Annotated in this window: 13 protein-coding genes; 4 read left to right on the top strand and 9 right to left on the bottom strand. The window is 60.3% G+C overall.

The window, feature by feature from the left end; all coding sequences use genetic code 11:
• Window position 1: 1 nt before the first annotated feature.
• Window positions 2–1,417, top strand: coding sequence for an FGGY-family carbohydrate kinase (locus AB7G19_RS07760; RefSeq protein ID WP_085399575.1), 1,416 nt, complete (start codon window positions 2–4; stop codon window positions 1,415–1,417).
• Entirely contained in the window at window positions 1,414–2,127 is a 714-nt protein-coding gene (locus AB7G19_RS07755; protein WP_085399574.1) for a class II aldolase/adducin family protein, read from the top strand. Before AB7G19_RS07760 ends, AB7G19_RS07755 begins: the two co-directional genes overlap by 4 nt.
• A 90-nt stretch (window positions 2,128–2,217) precedes the next feature.
• On the opposite strand, the gene AB7G19_RS07750 is transcribed toward AB7G19_RS07755, so the two are convergent.
• From AB7G19_RS07750 to AB7G19_RS07740, 3 genes are all read right to left on the bottom strand, one after another.
• Complete coding sequence (locus tag AB7G19_RS07750; protein ID WP_166102911.1) at window positions 2,218–2,394, bottom strand: hypothetical protein; 177 nt, start codon at window positions 2,392–2,394, stop codon at window positions 2,218–2,220.
• A 428-nt stretch (window positions 2,395–2,822) separates the two neighbouring features.
• Window positions 2,823–3,662, bottom strand: coding sequence for a DUF1194 domain-containing protein (locus tag AB7G19_RS07745; RefSeq protein ID WP_085399573.1), 840 nt, complete (start codon window positions 3,660–3,662; stop codon window positions 2,823–2,825).
• A gap of 24 nt (window positions 3,663–3,686) precedes the next feature.
• Entirely contained in the window at window positions 3,687–4,463 is a 777-nt protein-coding gene (locus tag AB7G19_RS07740; protein WP_085399572.1) for a hypothetical protein, read from the bottom strand.
• Window positions 4,464–4,727: 264 nt separating this feature from the next.
• Between AB7G19_RS07740 and AB7G19_RS07735 the strand changes: the two genes are divergently transcribed.
• Window positions 4,728–6,359 carry a winged helix-turn-helix domain-containing tetratricopeptide repeat protein gene (locus AB7G19_RS07735; RefSeq protein WP_161495776.1) on the top strand — a complete coding sequence of 544 codons (1,632 nt, stop codon included), beginning with the start codon at window positions 4,728–4,730 and terminating at the stop codon, window positions 6,357–6,359.
• A gap of 2,243 nt (window positions 6,360–8,602) precedes the next feature.
• Here AB7G19_RS07735 and AB7G19_RS07730 read toward each other — a convergent pair.
• Window positions 8,603–8,854 (bottom strand): hypothetical protein, encoded by a 252-nt coding sequence (locus AB7G19_RS07730; protein ID WP_135215647.1) that lies wholly within the window; start codon window positions 8,852–8,854, stop codon window positions 8,603–8,605.
• Window positions 8,855–9,693: 839 nt separating this feature from the next.
• On the opposite strand from AB7G19_RS07730, the gene AB7G19_RS07725 reads away from it, so the two are divergent.
• Complete coding sequence (locus AB7G19_RS07725; RefSeq protein ID WP_028150075.1) at window positions 9,694–9,885, top strand: hypothetical protein; 192 nt, start codon at window positions 9,694–9,696, stop codon at window positions 9,883–9,885.
• A gap of 517 nt (window positions 9,886–10,402) precedes the next feature.
• Here the strand turns inward: AB7G19_RS07725 and AB7G19_RS07720 are convergent.
• The 5 genes from AB7G19_RS07720 to ptsP all read right to left on the bottom strand — a co-directional run bounded on the left by AB7G19_RS07720 (window position 10,403) and on the right by ptsP (window position 14,792).
• Window positions 10,403–10,591, bottom strand: a complete 189-nt coding sequence (locus tag AB7G19_RS07720) for a hypothetical protein (RefSeq protein ID WP_223153873.1) — start codon at window positions 10,589–10,591, stop codon at window positions 10,403–10,405.
• Between the two features lie 359 nt (window positions 10,592–10,950).
• Window positions 10,951–11,481, bottom strand: a complete 531-nt coding sequence (locus AB7G19_RS07715; RefSeq protein WP_028150077.1) for a DUF1269 domain-containing protein — start codon at window positions 11,479–11,481, stop codon at window positions 10,951–10,953.
• 261 nt (window positions 11,482–11,742) lie between these two features.
• A complete protein-coding gene (gene dhaK / locus AB7G19_RS07710; protein WP_085400593.1) occupies window positions 11,743–12,732 on the bottom strand; it encodes a dihydroxyacetone kinase subunit DhaK in 990 nt (329 codons plus the stop codon).
• Window positions 12,733–12,771: 39 nt separating this feature from the next.
• On the bottom strand, window positions 12,772–13,197 hold the full coding sequence (locus AB7G19_RS07705) for a hypothetical protein (RefSeq protein ID WP_038932448.1): 426 nt from the start codon (window positions 13,195–13,197) through the stop codon (window positions 12,772–12,774).
• A complete protein-coding gene (ptsP, locus tag AB7G19_RS07700) occupies window positions 13,194–14,792 on the bottom strand; it encodes a phosphoenolpyruvate--protein phosphotransferase (RefSeq protein ID WP_063981219.1) in 1,599 nt (532 codons plus the stop codon). The genes AB7G19_RS07705 and ptsP overlap by 4 nt, the downstream gene beginning before the upstream one ends.
• Window positions 14,793–14,794 lie beyond the last annotated feature (2 nt).

The raw sequence follows: 14,794 nt of genomic DNA, 5'->3' as shown, positions 1-14,794 counted from the left end.
GATGACAAGATCGGAAGCCTCTCCCCGGATCGCGGTTCTCGACATTGGCAAGACGAATCTGAAACTGCTGGTCGCGAGTGAGGACGGCTGGCCGCTCGAAACACTTTCGATCCCGAATGTGCCGACCACGGCAGGACCATACCTCGCCTATGATCTTGCCGGGCTGGAAGAGTGGTTCCTCGACACTTTGGCCGTGGTGACGCAACGCCACACCATCGGCGCGGTGATCGCGACCGCGCATGGGTGTGGCGCCGTTCTTGTCGAAGGTGACGAGCCAGTGCTGCCGATGATGGACTATGATGCGGTCTCGCCGCCTGAGATCGACCAGGCCTACGCCCGGATTGCGCCTGCCTATGATGAAGTGTTTTGCGGTATCAGCGGCGCGATGCGGCTCGGCAAGCAATTGCTCTGGCAGGAAAGCGCATATCCCGCCGAATTCGCCCGCGCGAAAATCTATCTTACGACTGCGCAGTATTTCGCCTTGCGGCTCGGCGGGTGTGCTGCAAGTGAAATTTCACAGCTCGCGGCTCAGAGCCATATCTGGGACCTTTGCCACCATCAGCCTTCCTCCCTGATGCGCAAGCGCGGCTGGGACCGTCTTCTGCCGGAGCGGGCATCCGCCGGTGCGGTGCTAGGGAGGGTTTCGGAGGCCGTAGCCAAGCGTACCGGCCTGGCGCGCTCGACCGAAATCCTCTGCGGCGTGCATGATTCCAACGCCAACCTGTTCCGCTACAAGGCCGCCGGCATGGCCGATACCTCGATCCTATCAACCGGCACCTGGATGATCGGCTTTCAGCGCGGCCTCGCGCTAGACAAGCTCGACGCCACACGCGGCATGGTGCTCAATATCGATGTCGACGGTGAGAACGTACCCTCCACGCTGATCGCGACAGGCCGCGAATACGACTTGATCAGCAGAGACCACGACGCTTCTGATGCAGCCGTCCTCACCGCATTGCCGAGTCTACTGGCCCTTGGAACCCTGGCACTCCCCTCCTTCGTTGGGGATGACGGACTGTTCCCCGGTGCAGCTCACCGCGGACGCATTATCGGACCGCGGCCCGAGACGCCAGCCGAATGGCAGGGGTTGGCAGTCCTCTACGCCGCATTCAGTGCAAACCGCTGTCTAGATGCGCTTGGCAGCTCGAAACACATCGTCATCGACGGTGGCTTCGCCGCCAACCTGCCCTTCGCGCGCGCTCTGGCCGCGTTGCGGCCATCGCAGAGCGTCTCGGTGAGCCAATCTCGGGATGGAACGGCGCTCGGCGCGGCGCTGCTGTGGCGGAGATTTTCGCGTACGATTCCGGTTTCGAGCGTGGTGCTTGAAGCTGTCACGCCGCTCGGCGAGGATGAGTGCAAACGCACCCTTTCCGCCGCCTATCAATCCTGGATTTCTTTTTCGGAGCACCCATCATGACAGACCGCAATCATGCCGATCTCCGCCAGGGCATCGTCGATACCTGCAAGGAGATGAACCGAAACGGTCTCAACCAAGGGACTTCCGGCAATCTTTCGCACCGGATTCCAAACGGCATGCTAATCACACCGACAAGCTTGCCCTACGAGCACATGCGGCCAGAAGACATTGTCGCGATGGATTTTGCCGCGAATTACCAGGGCAACCATCGCCCTTCTTCAGAATGGCGTTTTCATCGCGATATTCTGCGAGCGCGGGACGACATAAACGTCGTGCTTCATACGCATTCCACCTTCAGCACCATTCTCGCCGTGCACGAGCGTGGCATTCCCTGCTTCCACTACATGGTCGCGGTAGCCGGTGGCAACGATATCCGTTGTTCGCCTTATGCCTGCTTCGGCACACAAGCGCTGTCGGATTATGCCGTCGATGCGCTCGAAGGACGAAATGCCTGCTTGCTCGGCCATCATGGCTTGATCGTAACGGCGCAGACATTTGAAAAGGCGCTTTGGCTTGCCGTGGAGGTGGAGACCCTGGCGAAGATGTATGTCCACGCGCTGGCGATCGGCGAACCTCCGCGCCTCAGCGAGACCGAAATGGCACAGGTCCACGAACAGATGAAACGCATGGGCTACGGCCAGGCGCCCGATCTTGACGACGTCGGTGATGTTCCACGCGCCATGCCTCAGTCGAAACTGGCGCCACATTGACTCAGAGTGTCGTTGAACGCGGCTAGTCTTCTCTTCGCTAAGGAAACTTGCAAGCAACTCTACCAGCCGCTGGTGATCAAGCGAAAATTGTCAGACAGCGAGCCAATATCCCTTGTGAATATCGAACTTCACGGCGCCGTCGTCACGCATCTTCAACAAGAGCGATTGGCAATCGTCCTCATGCTTTATGTTCACGCGCTTCATGATTTCGAAAACCTTCAGAGGCTTTTCGCCAAGGGCAATCAGAATCTTTTCTCGATCAGTCATTGGGGCTCCTTGTATCGGCATCGGCGACGGTACGCGCTGTACCGATCGTCTGCAACGGCCGCGTTCGCTTGACGAGGTCCGTTCCGGGTCACCAGGCCCGAAGCTGCCGCGCCAATACAACAGCACGGAGCGTGCTTCGCTACCCCCAGCGCGACGACCACACCGGATACGTGCTCTTTTCGTTCGTGCACGGCCCGCGAGGGTGTCAGGCAAGCTCGCCTGCTGATGAGTGGGAGGTGACAGCATCCACGATCCTTGCCTTTCCGGTCGACGGAAGCGGTTTCCGCATTTGATGATGAAGTCGGACATCTCCGGTAAAGCGGAAGTCAGCCATAACGCCAATTATGTCGGCTGAGGGCCATGAGCAGACGTACTACGCTCGTTCAACGCGGATCGAACTGTGCGCCTTCCAAAAGGTACCGAAGCGCTCACCACCGGCTTCGTTTCGCCCATATTGCCTCACCAATAAGGCAGGATATTCGCGGCTCCCTTTCGGTCACCGAAACGATCCGGTCCCTGGGCACGCCGCCGGCAACCTCGAGCACGAGCTTTGTTCGGATCGCCTCCTTGAACCCATCACGGCTTCTGATCGTCACCATAAACGAGCCTGACCCGCCAATCACACAATCCTCGTAATAGAGATCGAGGTCGTCGATGTCCATTTGCGACGGAAGCCTTCCTTCGAGCATGATCGGCAATCCGTTGATGGTAATGCCCCTTGCCAGCGCCGCATCACGTGCGATGGTAACTGGGCTTCCGTCGTTGTTCACGCCATCGCCGGAAACGTCGATCACACGCCGCAGTCCACGATACGGATCCGCATCGAACAGCGGCAATGCGAAATTTATCGCGCCAGAGATCGAGGTGCGTGAGCCCGTGCGAACCGGCGCTTTCGCGATTTCCGCCGCCACCACAGCTGCAGATTCGCGGCTGTCGATCAATCTCCACGGCACGATGATTTTCTGATCGTTCGGTCCAGACCATTCCACATAGACCAGGGCCAACCTTCGGTTCGGCCCGGCCTTGAGCGCCTGGAGAAATTCGTTGGAAACGATAGCCTCCGCGTAACCCTCGCGCTGAAGCAAAAGCTCGCCAGGATCCATTGAATAGGAGACATCAACAGCAAGAACGAGTTCGACATCAACCGATGGCTGCTCGCTGCCGGCAACCACTCGGTACCCCGAATTGAGGGCGGCCGTGTTGGCGACTTCACCTCCGGCGATCACTCCGGCGATCAATGCCGCTGCGATGGAGACACGATGAAGCATGGTGGCCTCGCTGCTGGTTCCTCTTCATGGTGGCAGAAACGCCGCTGCCTGATCGATCGGTCCAGTGCCGGGTGCGGATTGATGCGAGCGCGCGAAGACGAACCGAGATGTCACATGTATTTCGGAGGCGGCTTTGCCGTCCTGGCCGATGAGGATCAATCCGGCGCCGCCATTTGCTACATTCAGAACCATCGGCTCGCCACTCCACGTCTTGATTGGCTCCATTCCGATGATGAGAAATTCGCCGATAGGCTGGTCAAGATATTGGATGCGCAATTGCGGACCGACTTCGGCTGCCGCGAGTTCGAAGCCGAGCTGTCGAGCACGCGCGTAAACATCGGCCAAGGTCACAGTATCGGACGTGAATCCAAGCTGGGCTGGCGATACGAGGACAAGCTCCACGTCTGTCGTGCGAGAGCCAAGCATGAATGTCGGTCGAGCAAGTATTTCAGCGGCCTGCCCACCGATACCGCAGCCCATGCCGTCCAGTTTATTGCGCAGTCCAAGCGGATCAGCGAAGGTACCAATGGTGATGGTCTTCCATGTCGCCACATCGCGGCCGGACTGAATGAGTTGCTGGGACACTTCGGCGGGGCGCGTCTTGAGCTTCAGCTGGTTTTGCAAGACATCGCGAGCCGTGCATTGAGCCCGCGCTGGATTGGTTGCGAACTGAACGATGCAGGCCGCGCACAGTATCGCCACAACGAAGTAACGGCTGCCCCGGCGCGCGCGCGAATGACGGTCGACTCCGCCGCAATGCGCCCTTCCCGCTGTGATGGCTATCGAAAACCTCTTCCGCATTTGCAATCTCGCGAGAAGAAAGAGACCACCGTTTACTGTTGCGCACTGGACACACACTTCGCGCCCTGTGAGCGCGGTGCAGCTTTCTCGGCATCGCGTTATTCGGTTACCGCGGGCTCAGGGCAGCGGCTCTCCGGTTGTCAACGTAGTGCAGGTCTGCGGGAAAACCGTACGAAAAGGCACGATAAAGGACGAAATCGGGCTCTGCCGCTGCCTTGAGACGCACTTTCCGGTCCGCTAAGATCAATGGCGGGAGGTGTGCGCATGACCTGCCTGCGGCTGAACGGATACACGCTCAATTTGGATCAGGCGCAGTTATTTGACCGGCACGGCCAGGCCGTTGAGCTGCGGCCTCAGGCTCTGGCAGTGTTGCTTGAATTGGGGCGCCGTCCCGGAGAGCTGGTTACAAAACTCGATCTCGGTGCGCGAGTGTGGCCGGGCGTTTCGGTCACCGACGACTCGCTCGTGCAATGCGTGGTCGAGATCCGGCGCGCGCTCGGTGACAGCCGGCAGCAAGTCGTGCGGACGATGCCACGACGTGGTTACCTTCTGATCGTTGACGCAGCCGACACGGCGCCGCGCGATGTGCGAAGATTCTATCGCCTGGCCGCCGCTCTTGCGATGGTGGCAGTCGCGATCGTGCTGGTCTGGCAACTTCTACTGCTCGGCGCCGGCTCCGGGCCCCCCAAGGTACACAACAGGATGGTGGCCGACGTTGCGGTTCTACCCCTGCGCGTACTCAACACCTCTCAGGAAGGCAGTCCGGACGGCAACGGATTAGCCTACATGATTGCCTCCGAACTTGCGCGCAACCCCGACCTGCACATCGTCTCAACCCTCGCCACAGCCGAGCTTAGCGGCAAGAACCTGTCGCCGGCCCAGATCGCCGCGATGACCCGCGCTCGCTACCTTGTGGATGGCAGCGCAGAGAGACGCGGCGACCGGCTGCAGCTCCACGTGCAATTGATCGATTCCGGCAACAACCGCATCGTCTGGAGCGGCCGGTTCGAGCCCACTGCGCAGGACCTGCCCGACGTTACTGAAACGTTGATCTCTCGGATCAGCGCCTCGCTTGGTGCAACCGTGCGCGAGTCGGACCGGGCGGCGTTACGGAGCCGCGCGCCGGCCTCGCTTGATGTGCATGCGCGCGTGCTGCGCACGCTTGCGCTGACCATGGCACCAAGTTCCGAGAGCCTCCGCCAAGCGCGGCAGGAACTCGAACTGGCGGTCCGCCTTGATCCGAACTACGCGCCCGCGTGGACGGGACTCGGACTGGTGAAGAAGATGCTGATTTTTGGCCATCACGATCCTGGGCTCAGTCATCAGGACTTGCCGCAGGCGATCGCCGACGTCAGGCGCGCGATTGCGCTGGACCCGCTGCGTGCCAGTTCGTGGCGAGTGCTTTCCTTAGTAACCGACGCAGGTCAGGACCCTGAGTCAGCGGTGAGCGCGGCCGAGCGGGCGATCGAGCTCGGCCCTGGCGATCCGGACAACTGGGTCGTCCTTGCCGGTGCATTGCATTATGCCGGTCGAACCCAGGCAGCGATTGAAGCCTTCGAGAAGGCGATCTCCTGGAACCCGGTACGCCCAGCACACTACGCGCTCTACGGGGCAAGGCTGCGCTATTCCGTGCAGGATTACGAGGATGCGCTGCGTTTCGCCCGCGAATGTATGGATCGAACACCTGCGATAGGTGTCTGCAAGGCGGTCTGGCTATCGTCGCTTATTCGTACCGGCCATGCCGCCGACGCCGAGGCGGCGTGGCCCGCTTTGGTCGCGGCCGCACCCTCTTTGCAGACGTACCGGATGACGCCGCGGAATACGCCGATGGCTCTGGCGGTTGATGAGGACCTCGACAGACTTCGCAAGAGCAACACCTCGGCAATGGCCCAGTAAAGCTTCAGGCGCGTGAACCTGATGTGATCATTCCAAGTTGGCCTTTTTCGGCGCAGAAGAGGCTTCGAGGCTGTTCCGGATGGAGTGATCCGCGTCGCTTTGCCGTTTGAGGCCGGTGTCAGCTCGTTCTAAGGGCCGCCAACAGGCGACGTCCAGAAGCTACCAACTGAAGTGGCCTTTATTCAACTGTCTCTCTTCAATTTCGACATGACATCATCTCCGCCCGTGAGAACGTATCGAAGCGCGTACCCGATCAGCCAAGACGCCGCCGCTAGGCCCAGGCCAACCATTGCTAGATAGATGTTGATTCGATCCCAGGCGAAGCCAGCCGCAATAAGCGTCATCCATGCTTGCTCTACCGCCCAGAAAAACCTGTAGAGGACATCCCCAAGTGTAGTTGCCAAAATCACCTCCTGCAGGAGTATGAGTCCGAAGCAGTCTTCATTTTGTGGCAGCTTTCTTTCGGCGAGGTCGGCTTAGGCTCCGCCATTCGCGTACACTCTAGCTAAAGGTAAACTCGCTAAATTGTAGTATCAGACAAAGTTCAATTTCCTCGTTTGCGGTTCGGACACGGATCGACTTCCTGCTCGCCGAGAGGTCAGGAAAGTATTCGTTGCCGAAAACCGTGCCGCCGCTCGCCGGCACCGACCTGCCGCCGGTGCATGCCGCGCCTGCGCGCGCCCAGGTGCTCTTGGCGGCCGAGGGGATGCGACGCAGATCGCGCGCTGCTCGAACTGTGGCTGGACGATGCGGTAGCCTGATGAGGCGTTCGCGAATTTGTGTGCGTGTCAGTCGCGGAGCTCGCCATCAATATCTGGACTCTCCGGTTCCACGCGCCATAATGAGGCGATGGACGGGATATCTAAAACCTTAAATTGTGCGCGTTGCGGCAAGCCGCTAGTCCTGATAGCGCGACCGGATGGCAAGGGCCCACTCCGGCCGACATGCTTGCATTGCGAGGAAGCCGATCCGATCACGTCGCCCGAGGTCGCCAGGTGGTTTGCTGGGGAATTGCAGCCGCCGAAGGGATAGGCCGTGAGGATCGCTGCCATGGCCGCGACTGCCGCAGAGTGCCGAGCTTGAGATGCTCGGGGACGACCGTCGTTGGCCTCAATTGTGTCGACAAATTACGGTACTGATTCGCCAGTGAGCCAGCGTCTCGCAATCGGTTGGTCCTTTGGCCTCTGAATTCACAAGTCACCGACGCGAGTGGCGTGCAATGGGGCCCGGCCCAGCCGGGCCTTTTGTCCTTTGTGAATTATGTGCACTCACTGCACCCTGGGCCCACCGCGCCGCATCGCGACCAAGGACCCTCGTTGGCGCGAACTCACAAATATTTGGCCTGAACTGCCAAGATACAAACTGCCCTTTTTACTATGGCGACCCAGTTGGCCCAACGCACGGGGTGCACTTCGACCGGGGATCGATGACCAATGCGTGTCTTTTTTAGTTGCTTGTTTTGCGGGGCGCTTCACAGCGCTATCCAAATAAGGCGGCCGGTCGTGGCAAGCGGGCGCTTCGATTGCAAAGCGTGCGGGCAGACACTGCATCGATGGTGGGCCGTATACGACTTTACAGATTGGAAGGGGCCGTTCGACCAGTAGCGGGCGCGGCCAATCCGGGTCGCCGCACCTTGCCGGCCCCGCTTAAATGCGCCTATGCCCGTCCTCACCCGCCGGCGCGATCCGCACCGCAGCGATTGCTGGCACATCCACTCTGACGACATCACGTCGGCAGCATAGCAAAGCCGTCGGAAACCCCAGACTCGTCCGAGGTTTGGCAATGGCAGTGCGGCTTCTATCCCGGCTCGAAGCCCGGCGAGCACTGCAAAGGCTCGGCGCCGTCGTTCGAGGCGGCTCCCGTGCGGCGTTCGAGGTGGCATGGAGCGAATATCTGCCCAAAAGCACAGAGGCCAATTTCCGGGCCTCGCGCGTTCATGAGGCGTGGACTCGCGAGAAATACGCGCGCTTTGATTGCGGCGAACGGATACCGTCGGACTGGCGTCAGCATGGCTGAATCCGATGGTTGCTTACGCCGCTTTGACACTCGGATCGTGCTGCCCAGCGGCACCGAGCTCATCACGTTGCCCGATGCGATCCGGCACTTCAGCGAGACGGTGCCAAAACGCGAGCACAAGCACCCGCGCGTACTTCTCGCCGCCACCGCGCTGACCGACGCCGCCGAGGGCCGAACCGCGCAGCGATTGCCTCGGATACCGCTGCGCACCTCCTATCGTCCGCATCTCAACATATCCTCGGATTGTCGCCATTGTCGCAAATGCGACCGGGCACGCCCCGGACCGACGGACCGAACCATATTGGAATGCCCTCCCAGACAATCCAGCAGCCGCCGGGGCCGGTATTGAATATATGACAGGGCTTGCCGTACACCGTGATGCGCGTTGGCCCGGCTGCGAATTTCTCGCGAGCCACGGCGGTCGTTGTAAGGACGGTGATCGCGATCAATCCAGTCGCCAAGAACTTGATTGTGGTCATCGAGCTTGTCCTTTTGACCCTTGATGGGGGCTGCGACCTTAGCCTGTTTCCTGGGCCAGTGGAGGACCGGATGCGCTTGCTCGTTCGCATCCTGCCTGACGAAGCTCACAGTAGGTAACGGCAAGGACCTATTTGCCCAATCGTCGCAAAGAGTGGCGTTTGGCGCCGGAACGAGGACAAGAGCAAGACGCCCCGGCTCTGTGATTTATTGGGCCTCAAGCGCTTCACGCCGCACGATCTCCGCCGAACGGCGCGCGTCGGCGGTCAAGGCGTCAAGTAAAGCGCGAGCCACGCCAGTCGATTAGACTATTAGGCTCGTAAAGAAGGGCTTGGTTATCTCGACGACCGAGGGTTCTCTCTCATCAGGAGTGGCGGCGGTGACAAACTCGCTTTTGCAGTTAAAGCAGCGCCAAAGGTCATGGATTTCTTGGGCATTGACGCGCTCACGCCACTCTAGATGGACCAACCCAGAACCACATTGAGGGCATTTTTCTGGATGGGGCGTCGAGAAGATTGATGCCATGTGGAACCTCCCTCGTTTTCGGCGCAGCGTACGACTGTCTGGGCACCTTGGAATTGATCCACAACAAACAATTTGCCCATTTGTCATCGCCGGGCGGCTTCCAGGTCCGGGACCGTCGAGTGCTGGCGCGCGCCCTCCGCAATCGGGCCTTGCCAGTTGGTACCTTGCCAGTTGGTACACAAAGGGCGGCGATGTGGCGCATGTCGAATACGGAAGCCGTGATCTTCATGGGTTGGAACGCCCAGAGCCCGCAAAAGGTTAGATAGATTGCGCACCATCGCGGCGGCCTGGCCGCACGCTGGATTGGAGGCAGCACATGAAAATCGTGGACGAAGACGGCGAGATCATCGCAACAGCATCCGATGACCATACTTTAATCGGCGGCCACCACCGCCTCGCAGTGGCGGCCAGCCTCGGTAAAAGACTGTTCTGGCGAGATACCGGCGAACCAGTGAAGCTTGATAACTTCTTCAAGCATTATGGAAGTTCTCTTCGACATACAGCCTGAGCCGCTCGCCGAGCGTACGTTGTTCGGCGCATCGCAACAACGCCAACGAGGATTTTTGCCATCGCGCATTCCTGGTTTAATTTTTATGCGGTCCCGTACACAAAGGCGGCGCGCGATGTGGCGCAAGTGCGACAATCGATCACCCCCGGTTTGGCCCTGGTCTCCGAGGGACCCCGGAAAGCAAATAGGGGCATCGTTGGTTCGCGTCTGACCGCTCTTGCCATCAGCCCCGCTCCATTTAAGCTCTCCCTCCCTTTCCCACGCGCCGCTGGCGTGATCGAGGCGGTCGAGGCGGTGCGGCCGGCGGCACTGGCGCAGAGGCGATGCCGCAACGAAGGTTCGAGCGAAAGAAATCAACTGCGACATCTGTCGCAGTTGGGAAGCGCACGGGCAAGAATGGTAACGCCCGCAAGGTGCCGGTCGAGCGGCGCGCCTTGGCCGCCTGGGTCGAGCCTGTGTCACGTCGCGAGATCTGGTCACTTCAAATGACCAATTGCGCGGGCCCGCCGCCGATCTATCAGGTCTGCCTCTTCACGATTTCAAATCCGTTTGCGTGCAATTCCAGCAGTATGCCCTGTGCCAAGTGCGTGCACTCTTCAGACTTGATCCAGTGCGGACTTCTCCAATCCGGGTCGTCTTCCTTTGGGTAACTGGTGAAGGCGGAGCGAATGGCGGCTTCGATCACGTCGATGGGATTGTCCGACATCTGCATCCCTCACGCATTTGGCGAAATAGATCAAAATCCTGGGAATTAAAGAACAAGCCCAGCCGAACACTCACCCGGCGGCCCTCTCCGTTCAGAAGAACGTCACCGCCATCAATGGTTTGATCTAGGTCAACGCTGTGCCTCGGGCTCAGGCACGTGAACGGATCGCACTAAATTTAACGCGGTATGATGAATTGCAAATATATTCATACGGCGCGGTCGCGCGGTCCCGGCACTTGCCTCTGGCCCTCACAAAGGACCCGGAACTGCACCAATGACCGCACCCGGCGCGGCGTCACTGGGCCAGAGAGGGCTGCGGTAATGCCGAGAGCGGTCGTCGGCAGGCGGTCGCCATCGTTTCAAGCGCCCGGCAAATCAGGAGGCGAAGCCGCCGGTACCGCCGCTTTGACCTCCGCCAGCGCCGCTTGCAAGGCGGCTTCCTTAGTGTGGTCGAGAGAAGTCTTTAGCACCGTGCCGCCTTCGCCTTTTAGCCTCTCAAGAACCTTGTCTGCCGTGACTTTGCGCACCAGTACGAAGAGCGCTGCGGTTCCGGGTTGAACGGCGGCAGCGGTCTCTTTCATCCATTTATCGTTGATGCCGACATCCGTTAAATATCCGCTGAGTGTGCCGGACGCGACGCCAAGGGCAGCACCAGCAAGCGGCATCAAAAAGATCAGGCCAATCAGCGTGCCCCAAAAGGCGCCAGTAGCCGCACCAGCAGCCGTGGTATTGATCAGTTGATTTAGTTTGATGTTTCCGTTGCTGTCTTTCACCGCGATCACGGCATCGCCGAGTTCGATCAAATACTCCTTCTGCATGGCCAGCAATTTTTGACGAACTTCCTCCGCCTTCGCCTCGGTTGGAAATGCAATTACGACAAGGTCGCTCATCTGTTCTGCTCCTCTACTCGAACGATTGCTGCCCATGCGAGAGAGGATGCGCCCGGTCGCGCGGGACAGGCAAGCCGCTACGGATAGCGGATGACGGCGCTCCGGGCACAACGGGAGGCGGCGGGCACACCCGGCACGGGCGGACCGGCTCGCGAGAACCGACAAGATGAGGCGTCAGGGTACGAGTCAGGAGACCGCTAACGCCTCTCCCCACACGACGCAGATTTGCGATTGCAGCAAAAAATGAGCCGCGCGCGGAAATCAGACGCCCCAACGCAGAGCTGCGGTCTGCACCGGGGCATCCCATAATGCCGTGGCTTTGCGATCGAGCACAGATACGGTGATCGAGACACCGGCCATGTCGAGGGATGTGACGTAGGAACCGGTCAGGAAGCGCGTCACCGTGATCCCCGCGCGATCCAGAGTCCGCTTTGCGGCATTGACCATCAGATAGAGTTCGATCAGAGGCGTCGCACCAAATCCGTTAATGAGAAGCAGCACTTCACTGCCCTTGCTCGGCGCAAGATCCTTCAGGATCGCGTCGAGCACCTCGGCGGCGATCGCATCGGCGGAAGCCAACGGTACCCTGCGCCGGCCAGGCTCGCCATGAATGCCGACGCCCATTTCCATTTCATCGTCGGCCAACGTGAAATTTGGCCGTCCGGCGGCCGGCACAGTGCATGGCAATAGAGCTACACCCATCGAGCGCGTACGCCGGTTGACTTCATCGCCGAGCGCCTTGAGCGCGGCAAGCGGCATTCCGGTCTCGGCAGCGGCGCCGACCATTTTCTCCACGATCAACGTTCCAGCGACACCGCGACGACCGGTCGTGTAGGTCGACTTTTCGACCGCCACGTCGTCGTTCGTCACCACGCTTGCGACTTCTCGGCCGGCCATCTCGGCTGCCATGGTGAAATTCATCACATCGCCTTCGTAGTTTTTGACGATGAACAGCACACCTGCGCCGGTGTCGACGGCCTCCGCAGCCTCGATCATCTGATCTGGCGTCGGCGAGGTGAAGACCTGGCCAGGACAAGCCGCGTCGAGCATGCCCAGGCCGACAAAGCCCGCATGCAGCGGCTCATGTCCCGAGCCGCCTCCCGAAATCAGCGCGACCTTGCCCGGTTTCAACGTGCGACGGCGCACAAATTTGCGCTCGGCGCCGAGAAGCAGGATATCCGCGTGCGCTGCGGCGAGGCCGTCAAGACTTTCTTCGAGTACAGTATCGGCGCTGTTGATCAGCTTTTTCATGAGCGTTCTCCCAGTCCGGTCTAAAGTTCGATTCAATGGCTAACCGACGCTTTCCGCAAAGCGCGCGAGCTGCGCGGCTAAATCCACGATGAGCTGCTCGAGCGCACGATTCTTCTTGTCGTCACCAAGTTCAGGAACGGTCACGGTAATGACACGCGTGCGCGCTTCGCGGTGGGGTGCGCGCAGTCTTCCGGGGTGCGCGCGGCCATACGCATCGAGAAATGCCGCACGCTCGGCGCTGGACGGATGGCAGACGTCGAAGATGACCGCGACATGCTTCGCCGGGATCGGCACCAGATAAGCCGGATTCGTGATTTGACTCACGAACGAACGATTCTTGCCCAGCGCCGCCGCAAGCTTCAGGCGCGTCCCCGAGGGCCGATTGTCGAGTACCTTTCGCAGGATTATTTTGTATTCTGCGACATTCTTGTCACCGGGCGTGTCCTTGCCGACATCGTCCTTCATGAACTCACCTTTGCGATTGCGGCCTTGAGCCGTGCGACGGCAATCGGCGACACAGACAGAGTTGTCAATCCGGTCGCGAGCAGCGCCGCCGTCAGGTGAGTGTTGGCCGCGGCGTCGCCACAGAGCGAAACCTCGACGCCACGCTTTAGCCCAGCCTCGACGGTCGCGGCTATCAGTGCCAGCACAGCCGGATTGCTGGTATCATTGAGGTCAGCGACTGCGCCGATGTCGCGCGCCGCCGCCATGGTGTACTGGGTTAGATCGTTCGAACCGATGGAATAAAATGCAGCGCCAAAATCCGCTGCACAGAGCGCCGCCGCTGGAACCTCGACCATAATGCCGAGCGGCGGGCGAGCACAGGCAACTCCTTTCGCTTGGAGGGCTGTGAACTCCGCGTCAAGTATTTCGTTCGCGCGGTCCAATTCCGACGGGACCGCAACCATGGGCAACATCACTTTCAGCGTGCCATGGACAGCCGCACGGCAGAGCGCGCGGAGCTGCATGCGAAACACCTCCGGCCGCGCGAGCGAGAGGCGGATACCGCGGAGGCCGAGAAACGGATTGCTCTCACCTTCGACCGTCAAACCGGGAACCTGCTTGTCTCCGCCTGCATCCAAGGTCCGGATCGTCACCGGCTTATCTTGGGCCCAGACGAGAATGTCTCGATAGACCCTGTATTGCGTTTCCTCGTCCGGCAGGCCGTGGGCCGCCTCGAACAGGAATTCCGTGCGTACAAGGCCGATGCCGTCGCAAATTGCGGAATCAAGGTTTGCAAGGTCTTCAGGCCCGGCGACATTGAGCAGAACCGCTATCCGCCGACCATTGGCGACGAAGGCAGGCGCAAGGCTGGTCTCCTCGGCGACAGCCAGTTCGGCCTTCGCAGCCGCCATACGCAGCTCAAAGAGACGGATGGTCTCCGGCTCCGGATCGAAGATGACCCTTCCGGCGTCGCCGTCTACCAGCGCCAAGACTGGTGGCTGTCCATGCCACGACAACGGACCTAATCCAACGACCATCGGCGCCCCGCGCGCACGCGCCAACATGGCGACATGCGAGGAAGGTGAGCCACTGGCCAGCGCGATCGCGCCGCCTTGCGACCAGTCAGTCGCAAGAAAGGTCGAAGGCGTGATATCTTCAGCCGCAACAATCGAACCGCCCGCGATTCCGGCGACAACATCCACACCGCCCAGATGCGCAAGCACGCGATCGCGGATGTCAACGATATCAACGGCCCGGGCACGGAAATATTCATCTTCAGCCGCGCGATAGCCGGCGATCTCTAGGTCGAGCGCCCGGCGCCAGGCATGGTCGGCAGCGATCCCGATCGCGATAAGTTCATATGCCGTATCTGTGAGTGCATCGTCTTCCAACATGGCGGCCTGGAACTCCAGAATGTCTGCCGCCTCACTCTGAATCGTCTTGATCTGCTCGGCGAGTTGCGCCCTCGCCCCCCCAATCGCCGCCCGCAGCGCTGCAGCCTCCTGCTCCGGATCCTCGCTCGCCATTCGCCCCGCCACGGCCGCAGTCAGCACGGCGACCGGCCCGAACGCGAGGCCCGGCGATGCGGCACGGCCGATAAGTTGGATCTCTGCCACTG

The sequence above is a fragment of the Bradyrhizobium sp. 215_C5_N1_1 genome, from assembly GCF_052075935.1.
GTDB lineage: Bacteria > Pseudomonadota > Alphaproteobacteria > Rhizobiales > Xanthobacteraceae > Bradyrhizobium > Bradyrhizobium barranii.
The sequence above is the reverse complement of the archived record's forward strand: the minus strand, read 5'-3'. Positions and strand labels throughout refer to the sequence as shown.

Bases quoted from the DNA above. Each gene is read 5' to 3' on its own strand.
- AB7G19_RS07715 (WP_028150077.1), bottom strand. From the start codon at position 11,481: ATGAGCGACCTTGTCGTAATTGCATTTCCAACCGAGGCGAAGGCGGAG.
- dhaK (WP_085400593.1), bottom strand. From the start codon at position 12,732: ATGAAAAAGCTGATCAACAGCGCCGATACTGTACTCGAAGAAAGTCTT.
- AB7G19_RS07735 (WP_161495776.1), top strand. From the start codon at position 4,728: ATGACCTGCCTGCGGCTGAACGGATACACGCTCAATTTGGATCAGGCG.
- AB7G19_RS07745 (WP_085399573.1), bottom strand. From the start codon at position 3,662: ATGCTTCATCGTGTCTCCATCGCAGCGGCATTGATCGCCGGAGTGATC.
- AB7G19_RS07750 (WP_166102911.1), bottom strand. From the start codon at position 2,394: ATGACTGATCGAGAAAAGATTCTGATTGCCCTTGGCGAAAAGCCTCTG.
- AB7G19_RS07720 (WP_223153873.1), bottom strand. From the start codon at position 10,591: ATGTCGGACAATCCCATCGACGTGATCGAAGCCGCCATTCGCTCCGCC.
- AB7G19_RS07705 (WP_038932448.1), bottom strand. From the start codon at position 13,197: ATGAAGGACGATGTCGGCAAGGACACGCCCGGTGACAAGAATGTCGCA.
- AB7G19_RS07730 (WP_135215647.1), bottom strand. From the start codon at position 8,854: ATGACCACAATCAAGTTCTTGGCGACTGGATTGATCGCGATCACCGTC.
- AB7G19_RS07755 (WP_085399574.1), top strand. From the start codon at position 1,414: ATGACAGACCGCAATCATGCCGATCTCCGCCAGGGCATCGTCGATACC.
- AB7G19_RS07740 (WP_085399572.1), bottom strand. From the start codon at position 4,463: ATGCGGAAGAGGTTTTCGATAGCCATCACAGCGGGAAGGGCGCATTGC.
- AB7G19_RS07725 (WP_028150075.1), top strand. From the start codon at position 9,694: ATGAAAATCGTGGACGAAGACGGCGAGATCATCGCAACAGCATCCGAT.
- AB7G19_RS07760 (WP_085399575.1), top strand. From the start codon at position 2: ATGACAAGATCGGAAGCCTCTCCCCGGATCGCGGTTCTCGACATTGGC.